We start from the raw sequence: 21668 nt of genomic DNA on the forward strand, positions 1-21668 counted from the left end.
TTCCGGGTTCGGCCGTAACTCCCGGAACGCTGCCCAAGATAACGTCGAGCCGAAGGAGCATCAGCAAGGTGTCGATCGCAGACTTCAACTCGTCGAGCTGCCGGTACTGTTCGATGATTCCGGCTCGATCCTCGGCCTGACGAAAGTCCTGGAGCGTGCGGGCGCAGAACGCGAGCAGGTCCCGGAATTCATTGCCAGCCCGCCCTGCTGCTGATGGAGCCACGTCGGGCCCCTGGTTGCCGTCCATAGTTGAACTTAACTCCGGGGGTCTGACATTAAAAGGCACAACCAGAGGTGGAGGAAAAAGGCCTTGTGGGCGGCCATGTCAGCGGTAGCGGCAACCCACTGTGACACCGGAATCCCCGCATCGATTCTGGCCCAGCAGTGCGGCAAGCCGCACCAAAAGTGGAATACCTGCCAGAACCGGGGGTAGCGTCAACGTATGACACCTGGACGTCCCGTACCCCCGCCCCTTGCCAAGCCGCTGCCGGATCCGGACAGCGACGCGAGCACGGCAGCGAGCACCGCCGCGGGCAGCGCCGCGCAGACCGCCGGCCCCACCCTGGCCGCCGCATACGGTGCCACCGCGCCGGATAGCGGCCTTGTTTCCTTGACCGTCTCCCGCCGGGCACCGAAGGCGGACGACGTCGAGATCGCCATCGAATTCTGCGGACTCTGCCACTCGGACGTCCACGCCACCCGGGGTGAATGGGGCGGCGACACGTACCCGTTGATCCCGGGCCACGAGATTGTCGGCCGGGTCTCCCGGCTCGGTGCCGACGTCGACGACTTCACGATCGGTGAACGCGTTGGCGTGGGCTGCATGGTGGATTCCTGCCGCGAATGCGACAGCTGCCTGGACGGCCTCGAGCAGTATTGCGAAAACGCTCTGGTGGGAACCTACGGGGCCAAGGATGCGCGCAACGACGGCGCCATCACCCAGGGCGGGTACGCCACGTCCATCGTGGTGGACCGCAACTATGTCCTGCGGGTTCCGGAAATCCTGGACCCCGCCGCCGTCGCGCCCCTGCTGTGCGCAGGCATCACCACGTATTCGCCCCTGAAACACTTCGAGGTCGAGGAAGGCGACGTCGTCGGCGTCGTCGGACTGGGCGGCCTCGGCCATATGGCCGTCAAGATTGCCAAGGCCATGGGCGCCGAGGTGAAGGTCTTCACGACGTCGGAGAGCAAGTTCGCCGCGGCCCGCGAGCTGGGTGCCGACGACGTCATCCTCTCCACCGACCCCGCCGCCATGGAAGCCGCGAACCGCAGCATCGACGTCATCATCGACACCGTCGCCGCGCCGCACGACCTCAACCCCTTCTTCCGCACGCTGCGCCTGGACGGCGCGCTGTTCCAGCTGGGCCTGCCCGCCGATCCGATGCCGCCCGTCAACCCCGGGGCGCTGATCCGGCGCCGGATCGCCTACGCGGGTTCGCTGATTGGCGGCATCGCCGAGACCCAGGAGATGCTGGACTTCTGCGCCGAGCACGGCGTGGTGTCCGACGTCGAGGTGGTCGGGGCAGACCAGCTCAACGAAGCCTACGACCGCATGGTGGCGGGCGACGTGAAGTACCGTTTTGTCCTGGACGTCAGTACCCTGGGGTCCCCGGCAGAAAAGGCGGACGCATGAGCACTCTCTTCACCAAAATCATCAACGGCGAGATCCCGGGCCGCTTTGTCTGGCGCGAGGACGACGTGGTGGCGTTCCTGACCATGGGCCCGCTGGCCGACGGACACACCCTGGTGGTGCCCACCGAGGAAGTGGACCGCTGGACGGACGCCTCGCCGGAGGTGCTGAGCCGGGTCATGGAGGTTGCCCGCAAGATCGGTGCAGTCCAGGTGGACGTGTTCGACGCCGCCCGGGCAGGGCTGATCGTGGCCGGCTACGAAATCAACCACATGCACGTGCACGTATGGCCCTCCAACTCGATGGCGGATTTTGATTTCGGCTCGGCGGACCACCACCCGGATCCGGCCAGGCTGGACGCCAACGCGGAGAAGCTCCGCGAGGGCCTCCGCACGGCCGGCCACGCGGAGCACGTTCCGAAGGCCTAGAAGCAAGCAATCACGTCGCCAAGTACTGGCGCCGGCGCAGCATTCCCCAAAGGGTCTACGCCGGCGCCAGTACTTTGTTAAGCGCCGCCCGGATGCGCTTCTCGGACACCGAATAGGCGGTCCCGAGTTCGACGGCGAAGAGGCTCACCCGCAGTTCCTCGATCATCCAGCGCACGTGGGTTAACTCCGCACCGGCCCGCCGCCCGGGCAGCAGCGCGGAAACGGCGTCGTCGTAGTCGTCTTCGAGGGCCTGGACAGCGGCCATGTGCTGGGCGTCCCGCTGGACGTTGCCCGGAAGCTTCTCGAGGCGTTTTTCGATCGCCGTGAGGTAGCGGGGCAGCTGGCTGAGCTGGGCGTAGCCCGTGCGTGCCACGAACCCCGGATACACCAGCTGTTCGAGCTGGATCTTGACGTCGTTGAGCGCGCTGATCAGCGCCAGGCTGGTGGTGGCCTTGAGCTGCTTTTCGATCCGGCGGGTGCTGGCCAGGATGCGTTCGACGACGGCGGTGACCGTGAAGACGGTGTCGATCAGCTCCGCCCGGACGTTCTCGTACAGCGCCTTGAACGATGCCTCGTCCCACGGCAGTGCGGCCGGGGTGAGCTTGTCGATGGCGGCCAGGGCACAGTCAGCGATGAGCGCCGTCACGGAACCGTGCGGGTTCTGGCTGAACGTCAGCTTCTCGGTGTTGTTCAAGTGCTCCAGGACGTAACGGTCCGGCGGCGGCACTTTCAGGGCCAGGAGCCTGATGACACCGCCGCGCATGGCTTCCTGCTGTTCCGACGGCGTCTGGAACAGCCGCAGCGCCACGGACTTTCCCTCGTCCACCAGGGCCGGGTAGCCGGTGACGGTGTGACCGCCAACGATGCCCTGGACCTGGCGCTGAACGGTTCCGAAGGTCCAGTCCGTGAGCCCGGACTTTTCCGTGAACCCGCCCGGGGCCGCGGCTGTGGCAGCCGCCAGGGCGGCCGACGGCGACGTGCCGGCATGTGAGGTCCGGGCGTCTTTTCCATTTCCTGTGTCCTGCCCCTTCAGGCCGGACTTCCCTTTGGCCGGTGCCGTGGTGCCCGGTGTGGCGCCGAGGGATTCCGCGATGGCACGGCGGGTTGCCGGGGCCAGCCGCCCCTGCAGCGCGGTGAGGTCCTTGCCCTCATCAAGCAACTTGCCGCGGGAATCCACCACCCGGAAGCTGACCCGCAAATGCGCAGGTACGGCGTCCCAGTTCCAGGACCCTGGCGGGATGACCTGTCCGCGGATCCGGCGCAGCACCAGTTCCAGCGACGGTTCGAGCTCGTCCGTGGCGGGATCGAAGTCCGCTTCCAGCGCCGCGACTGCCTGACGGGCCACATCAGGGGCGGGAACGAAGTTCTTGCGGATCTGCTTGGGCAGAGATTTGATGAGCGCTGTCACCAGTTCCACCCGCTGCCCGGGAATCAGCCAGCGGAACGCGGCGTCGTCCAGCTGGTTCAGGAACAGCACGGGGACCTCGGCGGTCACCCCGTCCGAAGGATTCGGCGGTGAACCGGGAGCCACGGGGTGGAACTCGTAGCTCAGCGGCAGCTCGAAGCCCTTGTGCAGCAGGGTCTTGGGGTAGGCCGAGTCGTCCAGTGCCGCGGCGTCCTCGCTGATCAGCAGGGACTGGTCGAAGTCGAGCAGCGTGGGATCCTGCTGCCGCGCGTCCTTCCACCACTTGTCGAAGTGCCGCTCTGATACGACGTCCGCGCCGATCCGGGCGTCGTAGAACTCGAAGAGGGTCTCGTCGTCGACCAGGATGTCGCGGCGGCGCATCCGCGCCTCGAGCTCCTCGACTTCCTGGAGCAGGGCACGGTTGCGGTGGAAGAACTTGTGGTGGGTTTGCCAGTCGCCCTCGACCAGGGCGTGCCGGATAAACAGCTCCCGGGACAGCTCGGGATCCACCCGTCCGTAGTTGACCCGCCGGCTGGGAATGATCGGCACCCCGTAGAGCGTGACCTTTTCATGGGCCATCACCGAGCCCATCTTCTTGGACCAGTGTGGTTCGCTGTAGCTGCGCTTGACCAGGTGCGGTGCCACCTGCTCCGCCCAGAGCGGATCGAACTTCGCCGCCACCCTGGCCCAGAGCCGGCTGGTCTCGACCAGCTCGGCGGCCATCACGAACGTGGGGGACTTCTTGAACAGCGCCGAGCCGGGGAAGATCGCGAAGCGGGTGCCCCGGGCACCGACGTATTCGCGCTTGCGTTCGTCGAGGATGCCGATGTGGCTCAGCAGCCCCGAGAGCAGGCTCATGTGGATGCCCTCGTGGTTGCCGACCGGATCGGTGAGCCGTTTGTTGTCCAGGCTGATGCCCAGCGGCCGGGCGAGCTGGCGGAGCTGGGCGAACAGGTCCTGCCACTCCCGGACCCGCAGATAGTTGATGAACTCGTTGCGGCAGAGCCGGCGGAACGCCGTGGAGGACAGTTCCTGCTGCTTCTCCTGCAGGTAGTTCCACAGGTTCAGGTAGCCGGTGAAGTCCGAGTTCTCGTCCCGGAACCGGGCGTGCTTCTCCGCGGCGAGCTGTTGTTTGTCGGTTGGGCGCTCGCGCGGGTCCTGGATGGTCAGCGCCGCGGCCAGGATCATGACCTCCCGGACACAGCCGCGCTTGCCGGACTCCACGATCATCCGGCCGAGCCTGGGGTCCACCGGCAGCTGGGCCAGCTGCTGCCCGACGGCGGTGAGCCCGCCGCCGTTTCTTCCGGCGGCAGCGCCGGCAGGCCGGCGGCCGTCGCCGTCGTCCGCCGGCTCCTGGGGCCGGGCGGCGCTGAGGGCGCCGAGCTCGCGCAGGAGGCTGACGCCGTCGTTGATGGCGCGCGAATCCGGCGGCTCGACGAAGGGGAAGTTCTCCACATCCTTCGGTCCGCGGGCCACGCCCATGGCGGTCATCTGCAGGATGACTGCCGCGAGGTTGGTGCGCAGGATCTCCGGGTCCGTGAACAGCGGCCGCGACTCGAAGTCCTCCTCGGAGTACAGCCGGATCGCGATGCCGTCGGAGACCCGGCCGCAACGGCCCGAGCGCTGGTTGGCCGAGGCCTGGGAGACACGCTCAATCGGCAGGCGCTGGACCTTGGTGCGGTGCGAGTAGCGCGAGATCCGCGCCGTGCCGGTGTCGATGACGTACTTGATGCCGGGGACCGTCAGCGAGGTTTCGGCGACGTTGGTGGCCAGCACAATCCGGCGTTTGCTGCCGGGGTGGAAGACCTTGTGCTGCTCCTGCAGGCTCAGCCTGGCGAAGAGGGGAAGGACCTCGGTGCCGGCCAGGCGCCGGTTGGACTGGATGCGGGCGTTGAGGGCCTCCGCCGCGTCGCGGATTTCGCGCTCGCCGGAGAAGAAAATCAGGACGTCGCCGGGGGCTTCCAGCGCGAGTTCGTCGACGGCGTCACACACGGCATCGAGCGGGTCGCGGTCCTCCTCGAGTTCGTCGTCCGAGGCTGCGCCTTCCCCAGCTCCTTCTTCGGGACCGGTGCCGCCGGCGGGCTGGGAGAGCGGGCGGTAGCGGATCTCCACCGGGAATGTCCGGCCCGACACCTCGATGATGGGGGAGGGCTCCTCCTCGGTGCCGAAGTGCTTGGCGAAGCGCTCCGGATCGATGGTGGCCGAGGTGATGATGATCTTCAGGTCCGGGCGCTGCGGCAGGATCCGCTTGAGGTACCCGAGGATGAAGTCGATGTTGAGGCTGCGCTCGTGGGCCTCGTCGATGATGATGGCGTTGTACTTGCGCAGCAGCCTGTCCCGCTGGATTTCCGCCAGCAGGATGCCGTCGGTCATGAGCTTGACCTTGGTGGACCGGCTGACCTGGCCGGTGAAGCGGACCTGGAAGCCCACTTCCTGGCCGATCTCGACGCCGAGTTCCTCCGCGATGCGCTCGGCCACGGTGCGGGCCGCGAGCCGGCGGGGCTGGGTGTGGCCGATCAGCCCGTTCTCGCCCAAGCCGAGCTCCAGGCACATCTTGGGGATCTGGGTTGTCTTACCCGAGCCGGTCTCGCCGGCGATGATGGTCACCTGGTTGGCCGCGATGGCGGCCATCAGATCTTCGCGGCGCTCGGAAACCGGTAGCTCGGCGGGGTAGGAAATATGGAATGTCATGGCTGGAGACAGTCTACTGGGGCGGACTGTCTACTGGTGTGGCGACGGCGGCTGTGCAGTCCTGTTCTCGGGTCCGGTTGTGATTCTGGAGTCTTGTCCTGTTGTTCAGCTGCGCCACTCAGCCCCGGCGCATGTTGAGGGCCCGGCTGGATGACCGGGCCCGATGGGCGGGTGGACAAAACGTGCGCGGACTTAGATGTTCCGCATCGTGTAGTTGATGCTCGGCAGGTCCCGGGCCATCCAGTATTCTTCCGAGCGGACGGGCGGGGTGTGGCCGAGGCCATCCTTGCGGAGGGCGGCGATGGTGGCGGTGACGCCGGCAAGAACCAGGATGATGAGGGCGATTCCGAGGAGTTCCATACCTCCATGGTTCTCTGGTCCGGGACCATAAAGAAGTGGCAGAAATGCCCAAAAAGCTATAATTTCTGCCACTGTTCTGTCAGGATGGAGTCATGATCAAATCAGTGGCAATGATCGTGGTTCCCAACTTCTCGATCTTCGAGTTCGCGACCGCCTTCGAGGTCTTCGGCATCGACCGCTCGGAACGCGGAAGCGGCGTGCCCGCATTCGATTTCCGCGTCTGCGCCCCGGAGCCGGGCGACGTCCCGCTCAAATCCGGCCTCTCCATGCACGTTGGTCTCGGACTGGAAGCGACTGCGGACGCAGACCTGGTGGTGATGGCGCCATACGGCCGGGACGAGGACGTTCCCGAAGCCGTCCTGGAGGCGCTGCGGGCCGCCCACGCCCGCGGTGCGTGGGTGATGTCCATTTGTTCCGGGGCCTTCGCCCTGGCTCGGGCGGGCCTGCTCGATGGCCGCCGCTGCACCACGCACTGGCACTACTCCCAGGAACTGGCCACCCGGTACCCCGCTGTCCTGGTGGATGAAAACGTCCTCTACGTCGAAGACGGCCGGATCATTACCAGTGCCGGCACCGCCGCAGGGATCGATGCCTGCCTGCACCTGGTCCGCGTTGAGTTCGGCGCCAAGGTGGCCGCCGCCATCGCCCGGGACATGGTGGTCCCGCCGCACCGGGACGGCGGCCAGGCCCAATACATCGACCGGCCCATTCCGACGTGCGGCTCGGAGCCCATGGAGCAGCTGCTGCAGTGGATGGTCCGGCACCTGGACGAGGAACACGCGGTCAACGAACTGGCGGCCCGCGTCCATATGTCGCCGCGGACGTTCGCACGGCGCTTCCGCGCGGAAACGGGTGCCACCCCGGCGGCCTGGCTCAATTCCCAGCGGGTGCTGCGCGCCCAGGAGCTGCTGGAGAGCACGGAGCTCAATATCGACGAAATCGCAAGGGAATCCGGATTCGGGCATTCGGTCCTGTTGAGGCACCACTTTGCCAAGGCGCTGGACACCAGCCCCCAGTCCTACCGGCGCACGTTCCGGGGGCACCTGGCCACGGCATGATGGGCGCCGCAGACAGGCAGGCGGTATAGGAAACGTCTAGCCAAAGCTTGGGGCCGACCCCTCCGCCGCCGCCCGGGCGCATTCGACGAGGTCGCGCCACGGACCAGTCAGCGCGCGCTCCGGCAGGACCGCGCGGCGTTGATCGGCCCGGATGCTGTAGATGAACCGGTCCGGCTGGCCGGCTGTCCCGCTGATCCCGGCGACGTCGTCCCACGGGCAGGCTTCGATGAGTGGCTGCCACCGGTCGGTGTCCTCCGGTGGCTCGGGCTGGACGGTCCACGTCCTCTTCATTCCGGCCACGCCGCCACTGCGCTGAACAGTGATTTTCATCGCACTCGAATCTTCATCGGACTCGGGCCTCAAATGGACTCGATTTGCGGGGGGGCTTGGCTTATCGTCGGGCCCCCGGGAACTTTACTTTCACAGTTTCCCACGCGGAGCGCACTGCGTCATGTTCCTTGGAATCGTCCCCAAAAAGCTCCTTGGCGGAGGCAGCTGTGGCCTTGGCGAAGGCGCCGAACGTGGCTGTGGGGGAGAGCGTGCCCCCCGTCAACGTCTCGTACCAGATCTGTGCCGGCGCGTCCCAGGCATTGCCGCCGAGGGCCGTGGCAACCAGGCAGAAGGCGCGGTTGGGGATTCCGGAGTTGATGTGCACGCCGCCGTTGTCAGCGCTGGTGCGCACATAGCCGTCCATCGAATCCGGCTGAGGGTCCTTGCCGAGCACGTCGTCGTCGTAGGCCGTGCCGGGTGCCTTCATGGAACGCAAAGCGGCGCCCTGCACCTGATCCGTGAAGAGGCCTTCGCCGATCAGCCAACTGGCTTCCGCCGTCGACTGCTTCCGGACATACTGCTCAACGAGGGCACCGAAGACATCGGATATTGATTCGTTCAGGGCACCGGCCTGGTTGCGGTAGACCAGCCCCGCGGAGTACTGGGTCACGCCGTGGGTGAGTTCGTGGCCGATCACGCTCAGGGATTTCGTGAACCGCTCGAAGACCTGGCCGTCACCGTCGCCGAAGACCATTTGCTGGCCGTCCCAGAACGCGTTGTCGTACAGGCGGCCGTAGTGCACCGTCGCATCAAGGTGGAGGCCCTTGCCGTCGATCGAATTCCGTCCGAAGGCTTCCGCGTAGAGGCGGTGGGTGTGCCCCAGCCCGTCGTAGGCCTCATCGGCGGCGGGATCGCCGGTGGGCGGTTCGCCTTCTTTGCGGACCACGCTGCCGGGCAGCTGTTCGGCGGACTTGGCGTCATAGACCGTCCGCTCCGGCGCGGACGGCTTCAGCTCCCGTATCCCCGGATGCCTGCCGGGCCCGGGCACTGCGCGGGAGGCCTGGAAGCTTGGGACGTGTTGCAGGGCTTCCTTTGCCGCGCGGGCGGCCTTGGAGAGTTCCGGCTTTTGCTGAGCGGCCAACCGGCGGAGTAAATACGGCGGAACGATGGAGCAGTACGGAGTTGGAACGAACATGTGAGACCCCCTTCACGCTTCGGAGCGGGCAGGGTAGCCCGCTACCGATGAACACAGCCTACGAGGGGGCACCGACAATCGGCAGGGGGTAAAGCCGCTGGGTTTCCGCGTTCTTTCGTCGGGATTCACTGCACAAAAAACCCCGCCGTCTCACTGAGACAGCGGGGTTTTCCCGGTGATGCCGATATTTTGTGCCCTCGATTGGAATCGAACCAACGACCTTCTGCTCCGGAGGCAGACGCTCTATCCCCTGAGCTACGAGGGCATCCAGGGTTCCTGCCGTTACCAGCGGGACGTCCTAGAGCTTAGCAGGAAGGTGGCCTCCAATGGAAAATCGGCACTCATTTGTGGACTCAAGTGGGGGTCAAACGCGCCTTAACAGCACGGCGGTCCCGCGAAGTGGCCCGCCCGCTCAGTAGCCGGTGAAGGAATCCGCATGGATCCGGCGGGCACCCGCGCCCCGTGCCGCGGTCCGCAGTGAACGCACGCTGGCGGGTGAGCCGGAGACGAAGACCTCCCGGCCGCCGATGTCCGGCACCAGCTCCCTGAGGGCCTCCGCGTCAATCCTTCGTGAGCCGGCGTCCTCCATGAAGTCCGGCGGCGCCGATCCGTCGGCAAGCCGGGCCAGGATGCGCGCACCGGAGCGCTGCAGCTCCTCGGCGTAGCCCAGTTCGGCGGCATTCTTTGCCAGGTACAGCAGGACAACATCGCGGTGAAGGTCGCGGTCCCCGGCAGAGGCCCCCGCGGAATCCGCGGCCGAGCTTCCGGCCGGCGCCGCGGCCAGTTGGGCCATGTAGGGGGTGATGCCGATCCCGGCCGCGATGAGCAGAACGGGGGTGGCCGGGTTACGGGGCAGGAGGAAGTCGCCGTTGATCGTGGTGGAGCTGATTTCGTCTCCCGGGGCAAGGGCCAGGAGCGAACGCTTGGCTGATGACACCGGCTCTGCCGTCCCCACCCCGATTCTCAGCAGGGGAGCGCCGGGCGCGCTGGTCAGGCTGAACACGCGCCGGATTCCCTTCCCGTCACCCTTGCGGGTGCGGTTCCCGCGTGCCGTGTCCGGCGGCAGATGCAGCTCCAGGGACTGTCCGGGAATGAAGCGCACCGGCCGCTCCGGACGGAAGCTGAATTCCGTCGTCGTCGGCGTCAGCGGGCGGCTGGCGACGAACTGGAGCCGGACCCCGCCGCGCTGCCCAACGGCGAAGGCGAGCACGTTGCCCACGAGCAGCGCCAGCTCGGGGGAGTTGGCCACGAAGCCCAGGTTGTAGGGGACCGCGAACAGCACCCCGACGACGGCGGCCAGCGCCAGTTGCTGCCAGCGCCGCGGCGGCAAGGTGAGAGGTTCAGTGAGCATGAACCCTACAAAGAACAGCACCGGGCGCTGCGCGAAGGTCTGCCACAGCGCCTCGGGAAGTTCCAGTCCGGCCTGGAGCAGGTCCGCGGCCACAATGGACACGGCCACCACGGTGTAGACGGCTGCCATAGCGAACTTCCCGGTCCGGTAGAGCACCAGCAGTACCCCCGGCAGCACCAGCCAGAGCATCGCCGGCGTGGCCGCCCACCAGGTGGCAATGTTGAGCCCGGTCAGCCCGGCCAGGAAGGCGCCCGCCGCGGCCGGATTGAAGATGTGGCGGCCGCGCCAGGCCAGCGCATACTTCGAGGCCGAGGCCAGCACGCAGGCCAGGGCGACGCCGGCGATTTCCGCCACCTGGAGTCCTTGGGTCAGCTGGCTGGGCCAGAAAAGGAAGTACAGCAGCAGGCCGGTGATGAGCGAGGATTCCGTGTGCGGCCGCACGTGGAACAGCGCGGCGAGGCCCTGGCTGGAGGCGTACGTCAGGCCAAGGCACAAGGCAAGGTGGGCCAGCATTTCCGGCAGTCCGAACGTCAGCCAGCCCAGCACGTTGAGCAGCAGGCTGTAGCCGGCCAAAACGGCCAGGACCCACAGCACCAACCGGTACATGGTGAGCCGGCCCAGGGCGGTGTCCAGCCTCGAGCCGAGGGCGGTGGTGGTGATGACAGTCATGAGAACAGGACCCCTTCAAAATCGGCTGAATATTCCGCGTGCCCGTCCGAGTAGGCCGTGAGCCAAGCGAAACTGAACTCCTGCTCCAGCCGCGGACCGTCGACAAAGAACAATGCGGTGGCGAGCGCATCGGCCACCATAGCGGACCCGGCCATGGCCCAGCTGGCGACCACGCTGCGCACCGGCGCTCCCGTGGTGCCGTCGAGGACATGATGGAACCCGTCACCCCAGGCCCGCCGGTTGGCAGCGGAAGCGCAGAGGGCACCGGCCCCCAGCTGGACGGTGCCGATGGCCCGGGTGGGATCGTAGGGATGCTCCAGGGCAACCGCCACCGGGTCCGGTCCCGGATTCAGCAGGTCCCCGCTGGCGTCGATGAAGTGTTCGGCGCAGCCGACATCCCGGAGTTGGGCGGAAAGCAGATCGGCCAGCTGTCCCTTGCCGGCCGCGCCGACGTCGATTACCACCGGAGCCGTGGTTGTCAGCGCGGTGCCCTGCCAGTCCAGCACTTCCTCCCAGCGCGGAGCTGGAAGCGGCGCACCGCCCGGGCGCAGGGTGTAATCAGCGTCGTAGCCCAGGCGCTCGAGGCTGCCGCCAATGAGCGGGGTCATGGCACCCCCGGTGAGCCGGTACAGCGTGCCGTACAGCTGGGCCAGGGCGGCTGATTCGGCGGGCAGCTCAAAGCGGCCAACCGAGCGGGCAGCGTCCGCAATGAGCGAGTCGGGCCGGAACCGGGACCACGCGGCGTCGTACCTCTCCACCGTGGCGAGCAATCCACGGCGGTGTTCGTCGGAGAGCGGGGACGGCGTGGAAATCTCCCACCGGGTCCCGATCCCGTCAAATCTGAAGTGCGTCCAGCCCGGATGCGGCACGATTCCTCTGTCCCTGCCGGCCTATTGGGCCTGGGCCTGTGTCTTGATATCCGCCACGGCCTGGTTGAAGCCGCCGCTGGTCAGCGAGGATCCCGCCACTTTGGAAACGTTGATTTCGTCGAGCTTCTTGCCGACCACCTGGGCCTGGATGCCGCTGGCGAATTCACCCTGGAATTTGCGGGTGTTCGGATTCGACGGGTGCTGCGTGATCTTCACGTCGGACACGGCACCGCTGGCCAACGTCAGCTCCACGCCGACGGTCTCGGTGCCGTTGGGCGACTTGTAGTTCCCGTCGGCACTGAATGTGCCGTCCTTGTAGGAACCGGTGCTGGCAGCTGACTCCGACGCCGGGGGCGCGCCCTGGGCGGCCGGTGCTTGCGCAGACGGGGCGCAGCCGGCCGCAGTTCCGGCGACGGAGAGGCCGGCAATGCCGACGAGGACGCTCTTGCGGAAGGCGGTATTCATGCGGGACTCGATTCTTTGCGGGGACTCGGACAGCGAACAATGTGCAGGCATTTCAGGGTTGCAGACGTCGATTTCAGGGTAACGGTTCAGCCTTGGTGGCAGGCATTGACCACCTTGGGTTTTCCCGGAGCCTGACCCCAGCCGTCATGCCAGGCGCCAGATTCCACCACACACGGGCCCACCGGTAGGCTAGAAGTGTGACCCCAGAAGAACTCTCCCTCGCCATTTCCGCCTGCCTGAAGGACGCTGTCTCGGCCGGTGACATCGCCCTTTCAGCGGCCGACATCCCGGATGAGGTGCGTGTGGAGCGCCCGAAGAACAGGGACCACGGGGACTGGGCCACCAACGTCGCCCTCCAGCTGGCCAAGAAGGCAGGCACCAATCCGCGGGAGTTCGCGTCCGTCCTGGGCGCCCGGCTCAAAACGATCGCCGGCGTGTCCGCGGTGGACATCGCCGGCCCCGGCTTCCTGAACATCACCGTGGACGCTGCTGCCGCCGGTACCCTCGCCAAGGCGATCGTTGAGGCAGGTGCCACCTACGGCACCAACACCGCGCTCGCCGGCCACGTGGTCAACATGGAGTTCGTCTCGGCCAACCCCACAGGCCCGCTGCACATCGGCCACACCCGCTGGGCCGCCCTCGGCGACGCGATCGCCCGCGTCCTCCGGGCCTCAGGTGCCGACGTCACCGCCGAGTACTACATCAACGACGCCGGTTCCCAGATGAACGTCTTCGCGAACTCCGTGTTCGCCCGGCTGCACGGCCGGGACGTGCCCCAGGGCGGCTACCCGGGCCAGTACATCGCGGACCTCGGCCACGAGGTGCTCACCGAGCACCCGGACATCCGCGAACTCACCGAAGTGGCGGCCCTGCCGGTGATCCGGGGCGCCGCGTACAAGGCGCAGATGCACGACATCAAGCAGACGCTGGCCGAGTTCGGCGTCGACTTTGATGTCTACTTCTCCGAACAGGAGCTCCACGACGCCGGCGCGATCGAAGACGCCGTCGCCCGCCTGCGCGAACAGGGCCACGTCTTCGACGACGGCGGCGCGGTCTGGCTGCGCACCACCGACTTCGGCGACGACAAGGACCGCGTGATGGTCCGCGCAAACGGTGAGCCGACGTACTTCGCCGCCGACGCCGCCTACTACCTGTCCAAGAAGGACCGCGGCTACACCGAGAAGATCTACCTCCTCGGCGCCGACCACCACGGCTACATCAACCGGCTCAAGGCCATCGCGGCCGCCGCGGGCGATGACCCCGAGGTAAACATCGAGGTCCTGATCGGCCAGCTGGTCTCCGTTAACGGCGCCAAGCTGTCCAAGCGCGCCGGCAACATCATCGAGCTCAAGGACCTCATCTCCTGGCTCGGCAAGGACGCCGTCCGGTACTCGCTCGCCCGGTTCCCGGCCGATTCGCCGCTGACGCTGGACCCGGACCTGTTGAAGAAGCACAGCAACGAAAACCCGGTGTTCTACGTCCAGTACGCCCACGCCCGCTCCCGCGGTGCCGCCCGCAATGCAGTGGCCGCAGGCGTGGAGCGCAGCTCCTTCAACGCCGCACTGCTGGAACATCCCACCGAAAACGAGCTGCTCTCGCACCTGGGCAGCTATCCCTCGATCGTGGCCAAGGCCGCCGAGTTGCGCGAGCCGCACCGCGTGGCCCGCCACCTCGAAGTCATTGCCGGCGCCTACCACCGCTGGTACGACGCCTGCCGCGTGGCGCCCCTGGGCGAGGAACCCATCACGGACACCAACCGCACCAGGCTGTGGCTTAACGACGCCACCAGCCAGGTGCTGGCCAACGGTCTGGAACTGCTGGGCGTCTCGGCGCCGGAACGGATGTAACCGCCATGACGTCAACATCAGGACAGTCACCGCTCGCGCCGGACTGGCTCGAGGTCCCTGCCGACCTCAACGCCCTCCACGAACCGCTGTGGGCGGGCGGTGTCACACGGAACGACGCCGGCGAGCTCACCATCGAGGGGCTGACGGTCAGCGAGCTGCAGCGCCAGTACGGCACACCGCTGTTCGTGCTGAGCGAGACCGACTTCCGGGCCCGGGCCCGGGCATTCAGCGACGCGTTCAACGACGCCTTCGCCGATATTTGCGGGGGAGTGGACGTCTACTATGCCGGCAAGTCCTTCCTGTGCACCTCTGTGGTCCGCTGGGTCGAGGAGGAGGGGCTGCGCCTGGACACGGCTTCCGGCGGCGAGCTCGCCGTCGCCTTCCGCGCCGGCATCCCCGGCGCCGACGTCGCCCTGCATGGAAACAACAAGTCCGACGGCGAAATCCACCGGGCCCTGGACATGCAGCTGGGCCGGATCGTGGTGGACAGCCTCGACGAGCTCGAACGCGTCGCGGCGATCGCCGCCAACCGCGGTGACACCGCCAGAGTCATGCTGCGGCTGACCCCCGGCGTGCACGCCCACACCCACGAATTCATCGCCACCGCCCACGAGGACCAGAAATTCGGGCTCTCCATGGCCGGGGACTCCACGGACCAGGCCGGGCTGTCCGCCGCAGAGGAAGCCGTGGCCGCGGCCACGGGGCACGCGAGCATCGAACTGCTGGGCCTGCACTGCCACATCGGCTCCCAGATCTTCGAACCGGACGGCTTCGCCCTCGCCGCGGAGCGGCTGCTGGACTTCCTGGCAGCGATGCAGTCGAAGTACTCCATCGTGCTGCCCGAACTTGACCTCGGCGGCGGCTACGGCATCGCCTACACCCCCGTTGACACCCCGCGCCCGGCTGCCGAGATCGCGCAGGCGATGGCCGCCGTCGTCCGTTCCAAGTGCGCTGCCCTGGACATTGCCGCCCCCCGGATTTCGATCGAACCCGGCCGCGCGATCGTCGGAAGCACCACCTTCACGCTGTATGAGGTCGGCACCCTCAAGACCGTCCGCGTGGATTCCCCGGCCGCCGGGTCCACGGCTGGGGCATCCACCAGCGGGAATCCCGGCGGGGACGTTACGTATCCGCGCCGGTATGTGTCGGTGGACGGCGGGATGAGCGACAACCCCCGGCCGGTGCTGTACGACGCGGATTATTCGGCGATTCTCGCCTCGCGGAGCTCCGATGCGGCGCCGCAGCTGTCCCGAGTGGTGGGCAAACATTGCGAGAGCGGCGACATAGTTGTTAGAGATGTATATCTGCCCGAGGACGTGGCAGCCGGTGATCTGCTTGCTGTACCGGGTACCGGCGCCTACTGCTGGGCCCTGTCAAGCAACTACAACTATCTGGCCCGGCCGGGCGTAATCGCTGTCAGCGACGGATCTGCCCGGCTCATTGTCCGCGGGGAAACCGAAGAAGATTTGCTCAACCGCGACATGGGAGTCTGAATGTCTGAATTGCGAACCCTGAAAGTGGCCCTGCTGGGCTGTGGCAACGTTGGGGCCCAGGTTGCGCGGATTCTCATTGACGACGCCGAGGCCCTCGCCGCGCGCACTGGCGCCCGGCTGGAGCTGCAGGGCATCGCGGTGCGCAACCTCGATGCCGAGCGCGACGTCGAACTGCCGCAGGAGCTGTTCACCACTGACGCCGAAGTCCTCGTCAAGGACGCCGACGTCGTCATCGAGCTCATGGGCGGGATTGAGCCGGCCCGGACCCTGATCCTGACTGCCATGCGCCACGGAGCCTGTGTTGTCAGCGGCAACAAGGCGCTTCTGGCCCAGGACGGTCCCACGCTGTACGAGGAAGCGGACAAGGCCGGGGTGCAGCTCTCCTACGAGGCGGCCGTGGCCGGCGCCATCCCCATCCTGCGGCCCATCCGCGACAGCCTTTCCGGCGACCGGATCACCCGGGTGCTCGGGATTGTCAACGGCACCACCAACTTCATCCTCGACCAGATGGACTCCACCGGCGCGCAGTTCGCCGATGCGCTGGCCGAGGCCCAGCGCCTGGGCTATGCGGAAGCGGACCCCACTGCGGACATCGAAGGCTACGACGCCGCAGCCAAGGCCGCGATCCTTGCGTCGCTGTCCTTCCACACGCGGTTCGCCCTGGAAAACGTCTCCTGCGAGGGCATCACGTCGGTCACCGCGGCGGACATCGCCGCCGCCAAAGAAGCCGGCTTTGTCATCAAGCTGCTCGCGATTGCCGAGAAACTCGATGACGAGGACGGCAAAACCGGCGTCTCGGTCCGCGTCCACCCCACGCTGCTGCCGCGCGAACACCCCCTCGCTGCCGTCCGCGGTGCGTTCAACGCCGTCTTCATCGAAGCCGAGAACGCCGGCGAGCTCATGTTCTACGGCCAGGGCGCCGGCGGCACCCCGACGGCGTCCGCCGTGCTGGGCGACCTCGTGTCCGCGGCCCGGCGCATTGTGCTCGGCGGCCCCGGCCGGACCGAAACCACCACGGGACACGTGCCCCCGCTGCCCATCGACGCGGCCGTCACGAGCTACTACATCGGACTCGACGTCGCGGACCAGCCCGGCGTCCTGGCGCGGATCGCGCAGCTCTTTGCGGAGCACGGCGTGTCCATTGAAATCATGCGGCAGACCATCCACCGCGACGCCGACTCCAACGTGGAGTCGGCCGAACTGCGGATCGTGACACACCGTGCACGCGAGGCCGCACTTGCAGCAACCGTCGAGGCCGTCAGGCGCCTGGACGTCATCAATTCCGTCACATCCGTACTCCGGGTAGAAGGAGTCTAAGTGGCTCACCAATGGCGCGGTGTCATCCGCGAATACGCTGATCGTCTTCCTGTCACGGAAGCCACCAAGGTCATTAGCCTGGGCGAGGGCGGCACCCCGCTCGTGCACGCCCGCCACCTCTCCGAGCTGACCGGCAGCACCGTGTACCTCAAGGTCGAAGGCATGAACCCGACAGGTTCCTTCAAGGACCGCGGCATGACCATGGCCATGACGGCGGCGGTGGCCGCCGGCGCCAAGGCCGTGGTCTGCGCCTCCACCGGCAACACGTCTGCTTCCGCGGCGGCCTACGCGACGGCGGCCGGGCTGCAGTGTGCTGTGCTGGTTCCCGAGGGCAAGATCTCCATGGGAAAGCTGAGCCAGGCAGTCGCGCACGGAGCCACCCTGCTCCAGGTGGACGGCAACTTCGACGACTGCCTCGACATCGCCCGCAAGCTCGGCGAGTCCTACCCGGTGTTCCTGGTCAACTCCGTCAACCCTGCCCGGATCGAAGGGCAGAAGACGGGTGCCTTCGAAGTGGTGGATTCACTCGGCGACGCCCCCGATTTCCACGTGCTTCCGGTGGGCAACGCCGGCAACATCAGCGCGTACTGGAAGGGCTACAAGGAGTACGCCGCGGCATTTGAATCGCCCACCGCCGGGTCGCTGCCTGCCGTGTCCACCAAGACCCCTGTCATGTGGGGCTTCCAGGCCGCAGGGGCGGCGCCCTTCGTGGCAGGCCACCCCATCACCGAGCCCGACACCATTGCCACCGCCATCCGGATCGGCAACCCCGCCTCCTGGGACACCGCCGTGGCGGCCCGGGATGAATCCGGCGGCGTCATCGAGGCCGTCACGGACGAGGAAATTCTGTCCGCACACCGCTGGCTCTCCGCACGGGAAGGCGTCTTCGTGGAGCCCGGCTCCGCTGCCGGCGTCGCCGGACTGATCAAAAAGCACGCGGCCGGGGAAGTCCCGGCCGGCAAGACGATCGTGATCACCGTGACCGGTCATGGCCTCAAGGACCCGCAATGGGCCCTGCGCACCGAGGACGGCAGCGACGTGCAGCCGGTCAAGGTTTCCAACGACGTCGTCACGGTCGCCGCAGCACTGGGACTGGAAGAAAAATAACGTTGGAAACAACCCTCACCGTCCCGGCCGAATCAGCTGCCGGTTCGCCGGCCGTTCCGGCGGGCCAGCTGGTCACCGTGCGCGTGCCTGCCACCAGCGCCAACCTGGGCCCCGGGTACGACAGCCTCGGCCTGGCGCTCACGCTGCATGACACGCTCACCGTCGAAACCCTGGCCAGCGGTGAACTTGAATTCGAGCTCACCGGCGAGGGGGCCGAGTCCCTGCCCCGCGATGCGACGCACCTGGTGGTCAGGGCCCTCACCGAGGCACTGCACCGCCTCGGATTCCGGCACGAAGGCCTGCGGATCACGGCGGACAACGTCAACCCGCACGGGCGGGGCCTGGGTTCGTCGGCGTCGGCCGTGGTGGCGGCCGTCAGCGCCGCGAATGCCTTGGTTCCGCCGGCCTCGCGGCGGGGCCGGGACTGGATCCTGCAGCTCACGAGCGAATTGGAAGGCCACCCGGACAACGTGGCACCCGCCATTTTCGGCGGACTGGCGCTGTCATGGCAGGACAGTGACCAGTACAGCAGCACCTGCGCGTCCGTGGCCGCCTCGGTGATCCCAGTGGTTGCCGTGCCGGACTACGAACTCTCCACGGAAGCCGCCCGGGCACTGTTGCCGGCATCGGTAGGCCACCATGCCGCGGCCATGAATTCCGGGCGCGCGGCCCTGCTGATCCATGCCCTGACCGCCGCCCCGGAATTCCTGCTGCCCGGCACCGAGGACTACCTGCACCAGAGCTACCGCGCCCAGGCCATGCGGCCCAGCGCCGAGCTGATCGGCGCGCTGCGCCGGGCAGGGCACGCCGCCGTCGTATCCGGTGCCGGCCCCACCGTGCTGGTGCTGGCCAACGGAGAGGCGGAAGCCCGCGAGGTGGTGGACTTCATCGGCGCCCACACCGCGGGCAACACGCCGGAAGTAGGCTGGCGCGTGATGAAGCTGGCCGTGGACGTTGAAGGTGCTAAAGTGGAAGTGCACCGGCGGTAAATACGCAGGCGGTAAATTTAGTAACCGTTGTAAGACCGCGATGTTGGCCACGTAGCCTCTCTCATCTTTCACTGCGCAATATTTTCCGGTGCCACCTGCTTTCGGTCTGACGCAGGAATCAGCAGAATTGTTCTGCCCCCTGAAACTCAGCCCGCCGTTCCTCATTTTCGGATCGTGCATGGTGAAGCAGTATCCGGCCCTGCTGGCCGAAATCCATCCGGCAAGGCCGAAATCCCGGCTGCAGATCTGAACTGCAGCCCAGATCAAATCACCGCGTCCAGCTCTTAGCCTGGACGCCGTCGAGGGGGAAGGATCCTTCGTGACCGAAACCACTGAGCTGTCTCCGGCTGTGGATACATCTTCTGCTGCCGAATCAACGGCAGCACCCGCCAAGAGCAGCGGCCTTGCAGGCCTCAAGCTCGCCCAGCTCCAGGCCCTCGCCAGCCAGCTGGGCATCTCCGGCGGTTCCCGCATGCGCAAGGGTGATCTGGTCACGGCCATTTCCGCCCACCGCGCAGGCACCCCGGTAAGCAAGGCTCCGGCCCGCGCTGCCGAAAAGGCGAGCGAGAACGGCACTGTTGCCCGCGCAGCTGCCCCGGCAGCTGCGCCCGCCGCCGACGATGCCGTGGCCAGCGAAAACGTGGCCCAGGAAAGCCCCCGCGCCCGCCGTGGCCGCAGCCGCCGTGCAGGCAGCGATGGCGTCGTCACGGCTCCCGCCGCTGAGGCACCCGCCGCCGCGGTTGAAGCCCCCGCAGTTTCCACCGACTCCGGCGCCCGGGAATCCGCGACTGCGGAATCCGGCTCTGCCGCCGCCGGTACGGAATCCGGTGACCGCACGCGGCAGCCGCGCACCCGTAACCGCCGCCGCGGCGAAGCCGCAGCCCAGGGCACCGAAGCCGCTGGCCAGAACGCCGTCGAGGTCCAGGCTGAACAGCCTGCCACCGAGCAGCGCACTGAGCAGCGTGAGCAGCGCACTGAACAGCGCGAACAGCGTGAGCAGCGCACTGAACAGCGCGAACAGCGTGAGCAGCGCACTGAACAGCGTGAACAGCGCCAGGCCGAGCCCAGCGAAGACGGCCAGCGCCGCGACTCCCGCACCCGTGGCGGCCGCGACGAAACCGCCGGCAGCCGCGAGAACACCCGCGACACTGATGATTCTGACGGCGGAAGCCGCCGGAACCGCCGCAACCGGCGTGACCGCAACGACCGCGGTGACCGCCAGGGCCAGCAGGACAGCCGCGACAGCTCCTCGCGCAACGACCGCTTCCGCGACCGCAACGACCGCCGCCGCGGGCGTCAGCAGGGACCGGACGTCGACGACGTCGAGGTTACCGAGGATGATGTCCTCCTGCCGGTCGCCGGTATCCTCGATGTGCTGGAGAACTACGCGTTCATCCGCACCTCCGGCTACCTGCCGGGCCCGAACGACGTTTACGTCTCGCTCGCCCAGGTCAAGAAGTACAACCTGCGCAAGGGCGACGCCTGCGTCGGTGCCATCCGTGCACCCCGCGAAGGCGAGGACCGCAGCCAGCAGTCCGCCCGCCAGAAGTTCAACGCCCTGGTCCGTGTCACCTCGGTGAACGGCAAGACGCCGGAAGAGCTCAAGGACCGCGTCGAGTTCGCGAAGCTCGTCCCGCTGTACCCCTCCGAGCGCCTGCGCCTCGAGACGGACCCGAAGAAGATCGGTCCCCGCGTGATCGACCTCGTGGCCCCGATCGGCAAGGGCCAGCGCGGCCTGATCGTTTCGCCGCCGAAGGCCGGCAAGACGCTCATCCTGCAGTCCATCGCCAACGCCATCACCACCAACAATCCTGAGGTCCACCTCATGATGGTGCTGGTTGACGAACGCCCCGAAGAAGTCACGGACATGCAGCGCACCGTCAAGGGTGAGGTCATTGCCTCCACCTTCGACCGTCCCGCCGATGATCACACCACCGTGGCCGAGCTCTCCATCGAACGCGCCAAGCGCCTCGTGGAAATGGGCATGGACGTGGTGGTGCTCCTGGACTCCATGACCCGTCTGGGCCGCGCCTACAACCTGGCAGCACCGGCTTCCGGCCGCATCCTGTCCGGTGGTGTGGACTCCGCCGCGCTGTACCCGCCGAAGCGCTTCTTCGGTGCAGCCCGCAACATCGAAAACGGCGGCTCGCTGACCATCCTGGCCACCGCGCTCGTCGAGACCGGTTCCAAGATGGACGAGGTCATCTTCGAAGAGTTCAAGGGCACTGGCAACATGGAACTGCGCCTGTCCCGCCAGCTCGCGGACAAGCGCATCTTCCCGGCAGTGGACGTCAACGCGTCCGGTACCCGCCGCGAAGAGAACCTGCTTTCCCCCGAGGAAGTCAAGATCATGTGGAAGCTGCGCCGCGTCCTGTCCGGACTCGAAACGCAGCAGAGCCTTGAGCTGCTGACCAACAAGATCCGGGAGACCCAGAGCAACGTCGAGTTCCTCATGCAGGTCCAGAAGACGACGCTTGGTGCGAAGTCCGATAACGACAAGTAGCGACGCGTAACCGCCCGAAAG

General features: G+C 67.1%; 17 protein-coding genes and 1 tRNA gene. 9 read left to right on the forward strand and 9 right to left on the reverse strand.

Translation table 11 applies throughout. From position 1 onward, the window contains the following. On the reverse strand, positions 1–247 hold a 247-nt coding region (locus AC1DEM_RS17555; RefSeq protein WP_476885586.1), incomplete at its 3' end, for a hypothetical protein. Between the two features lie 195 nt (positions 248–442). Here AC1DEM_RS17555 and AC1DEM_RS17560 point away from each other — a divergent pair. Both AC1DEM_RS17560 and AC1DEM_RS17565 read left to right on the forward strand, forming a co-directional pair. Next, positions 443–1633, forward strand: a complete 1191-nt coding sequence (locus tag AC1DEM_RS17560) for an NAD(P)-dependent alcohol dehydrogenase (RefSeq protein ID WP_476885587.1) — start codon at positions 443–445, stop codon at positions 1631–1633. Next, positions 1630–2058, forward strand: a complete 429-nt coding sequence (locus tag AC1DEM_RS17565; RefSeq protein ID WP_476885588.1) for an HIT family protein — start codon at positions 1630–1632, stop codon at positions 2056–2058. Before AC1DEM_RS17560 ends, AC1DEM_RS17565 begins: the two co-directional genes overlap by 4 nt. A gap of 55 nt (positions 2059–2113) precedes the next feature. On the opposite strand, the gene hrpA is transcribed toward AC1DEM_RS17565, so the two are convergent. Further along, a complete protein-coding gene (gene hrpA, locus AC1DEM_RS17570) occupies positions 2114–6154 on the reverse strand; it encodes an ATP-dependent RNA helicase HrpA (protein ID WP_476885589.1) in 4041 nt (1346 codons plus the stop codon). Positions 6155–6346: 192 nt separating this feature from the next. After that, positions 6347–6514: a hypothetical protein gene (locus tag AC1DEM_RS17575; RefSeq protein WP_377985543.1), complete on the reverse strand. Its 168-nt coding sequence runs from the start codon at positions 6512–6514 to the stop codon at positions 6347–6349. Positions 6515–6606: 92 nt separating this feature from the next. Between AC1DEM_RS17575 and AC1DEM_RS17580 the strand changes: the two genes are divergently transcribed. Next, entirely contained in the window at positions 6607–7572 is a 966-nt protein-coding gene (locus AC1DEM_RS17580) for a GlxA family transcriptional regulator (RefSeq protein WP_476885590.1), read from the forward strand. A gap of 36 nt (positions 7573–7608) precedes the next feature. Here the strand turns inward: AC1DEM_RS17580 and AC1DEM_RS17585 are convergent, their stop codons facing one another. The 6 genes from AC1DEM_RS17585 to AC1DEM_RS17610 form a co-directional block, all read right to left on the reverse strand. After that, entirely contained in the window at positions 7609–7902 is a 294-nt protein-coding gene (locus tag AC1DEM_RS17585; RefSeq protein WP_476885591.1) for a protealysin inhibitor emfourin, read from the reverse strand. Positions 7903–7963: 61 nt separating this feature from the next. Next, positions 7964–9037 carry a M4 family metallopeptidase gene (locus tag AC1DEM_RS17590; protein WP_476885592.1) on the reverse strand — a complete coding sequence of 358 codons (1074 nt, stop codon included), beginning with the start codon at positions 9035–9037 and terminating at the stop codon, positions 7964–7966. 192 nt (positions 9038–9229) lie between these two features. After that, a tRNA-Arg gene (locus AC1DEM_RS17595) sits at positions 9230–9302 on the reverse strand. Positions 9303–9449: 147 nt separating this feature from the next. Beyond that, positions 9450–11057, reverse strand: coding sequence for a ferredoxin--NADP reductase (locus AC1DEM_RS17600; RefSeq protein ID WP_476885593.1), 1608 nt, complete (start codon positions 11055–11057; stop codon positions 9450–9452). Next, a complete protein-coding gene (locus tag AC1DEM_RS17605) occupies positions 11054–11926 on the reverse strand; it encodes an FAD:protein FMN transferase (protein ID WP_476885594.1) in 873 nt (290 codons plus the stop codon). The genes AC1DEM_RS17600 and AC1DEM_RS17605 overlap by 4 nt, the downstream gene beginning before the upstream one ends. A gap of 21 nt (positions 11927–11947) precedes the next feature. Continuing rightward, positions 11948–12391 carry an FMN-binding protein gene (locus AC1DEM_RS17610; protein WP_476885595.1) on the reverse strand — a complete coding sequence of 148 codons (444 nt, stop codon included), beginning with the start codon at positions 12389–12391 and terminating at the stop codon, positions 11948–11950. A 197-nt stretch (positions 12392–12588) separates the two neighbouring features. Here AC1DEM_RS17610 and argS point away from each other — a divergent pair, with 197 nt between their 5' ends. From argS to rho, 6 genes are all read left to right on the forward strand, one after another. Next, positions 12589–14238: an arginine--tRNA ligase gene (gene argS, locus AC1DEM_RS17615; protein ID WP_476885596.1), complete on the forward strand. Its 1650-nt coding sequence runs from the start codon at positions 12589–12591 to the stop codon at positions 14236–14238. A 5-nt stretch (positions 14239–14243) separates the two neighbouring features. Beyond that, the gene (lysA, locus tag AC1DEM_RS17620) at positions 14244–15731 is read left to right on the forward strand and encodes a diaminopimelate decarboxylase (protein WP_476885597.1); all 1488 of its coding nucleotides are present in this window, start codon (positions 14244–14246) and stop codon (positions 15729–15731) included. Next, positions 15732–17048, forward strand: a complete 1317-nt coding sequence (locus AC1DEM_RS17625) for a homoserine dehydrogenase (protein ID WP_476885598.1) — start codon at positions 15732–15734, stop codon at positions 17046–17048. Continuing rightward, on the forward strand, positions 17049–18155 hold the full coding sequence (thrC, locus tag AC1DEM_RS17630; protein ID WP_028276075.1) for a threonine synthase: 1107 nt from the start codon (positions 17049–17051) through the stop codon (positions 18153–18155). It abuts the gene before it with no gap. A 2-nt stretch (positions 18156–18157) separates the two neighbouring features. Then, a complete protein-coding gene (thrB, locus tag AC1DEM_RS17635; protein WP_476885599.1) occupies positions 18158–19144 on the forward strand; it encodes a homoserine kinase in 987 nt (328 codons plus the stop codon). Positions 19145–19463: 319 nt separating this feature from the next. Next, positions 19464–21647, forward strand: a complete 2184-nt coding sequence (rho, locus tag AC1DEM_RS17640; protein ID WP_476885600.1) for a transcription termination factor Rho — start codon at positions 19464–19466, stop codon at positions 21645–21647. Positions 21648–21668: the final 21 nt, after the last annotated feature.

It is taken from the genome of Arthrobacter sp. 05T420, assembly GCF_056396305.1.

Excerpts from the sequence above, each read along its gene's own strand:
- lysA (WP_476885597.1), top strand. The coding sequence starts at position 14,244 with ATGACGTCAACATCAGGACAGTCACCGCTCGCGCCGGACTGGCTCGAG.
- AC1DEM_RS17580 (WP_476885590.1), top strand. The coding sequence starts at position 6,607 with ATGATCAAATCAGTGGCAATGATCGTGGTTCCCAACTTCTCGATCTTC.
- hrpA (WP_476885589.1), bottom strand. The coding sequence starts at position 6,154 with ATGACATTCCATATTTCCTACCCCGCCGAGCTACCGGTTTCCGAGCGC.
- AC1DEM_RS17560 (WP_476885587.1), top strand. The coding sequence starts at position 443 with ATGACACCTGGACGTCCCGTACCCCCGCCCCTTGCCAAGCCGCTGCCG.
- AC1DEM_RS17565 (WP_476885588.1), top strand. The coding sequence starts at position 1,630 with ATGAGCACTCTCTTCACCAAAATCATCAACGGCGAGATCCCGGGCCGC.
- AC1DEM_RS17600 (WP_476885593.1), bottom strand. The coding sequence starts at position 11,057 with ATGACTGTCATCACCACCACCGCCCTCGGCTCGAGGCTGGACACCGCC.
- AC1DEM_RS17590 (WP_476885592.1), bottom strand. The coding sequence starts at position 9,037 with ATGTTCGTTCCAACTCCGTACTGCTCCATCGTTCCGCCGTATTTACTC.
- AC1DEM_RS17610 (WP_476885595.1), bottom strand. The coding sequence starts at position 12,391 with ATGAATACCGCCTTCCGCAAGAGCGTCCTCGTCGGCATTGCCGGCCTC.
- AC1DEM_RS17575 (WP_377985543.1), bottom strand. The coding sequence starts at position 6,514 with ATGGAACTCCTCGGAATCGCCCTCATCATCCTGGTTCTTGCCGGCGTC.
- AC1DEM_RS17625 (WP_476885598.1), top strand. The coding sequence starts at position 15,732 with ATGTCTGAATTGCGAACCCTGAAAGTGGCCCTGCTGGGCTGTGGCAAC.
- AC1DEM_RS17585 (WP_476885591.1), bottom strand. The coding sequence starts at position 7,902 with ATGAAAATCACTGTTCAGCGCAGTGGCGGCGTGGCCGGAATGAAGAGG.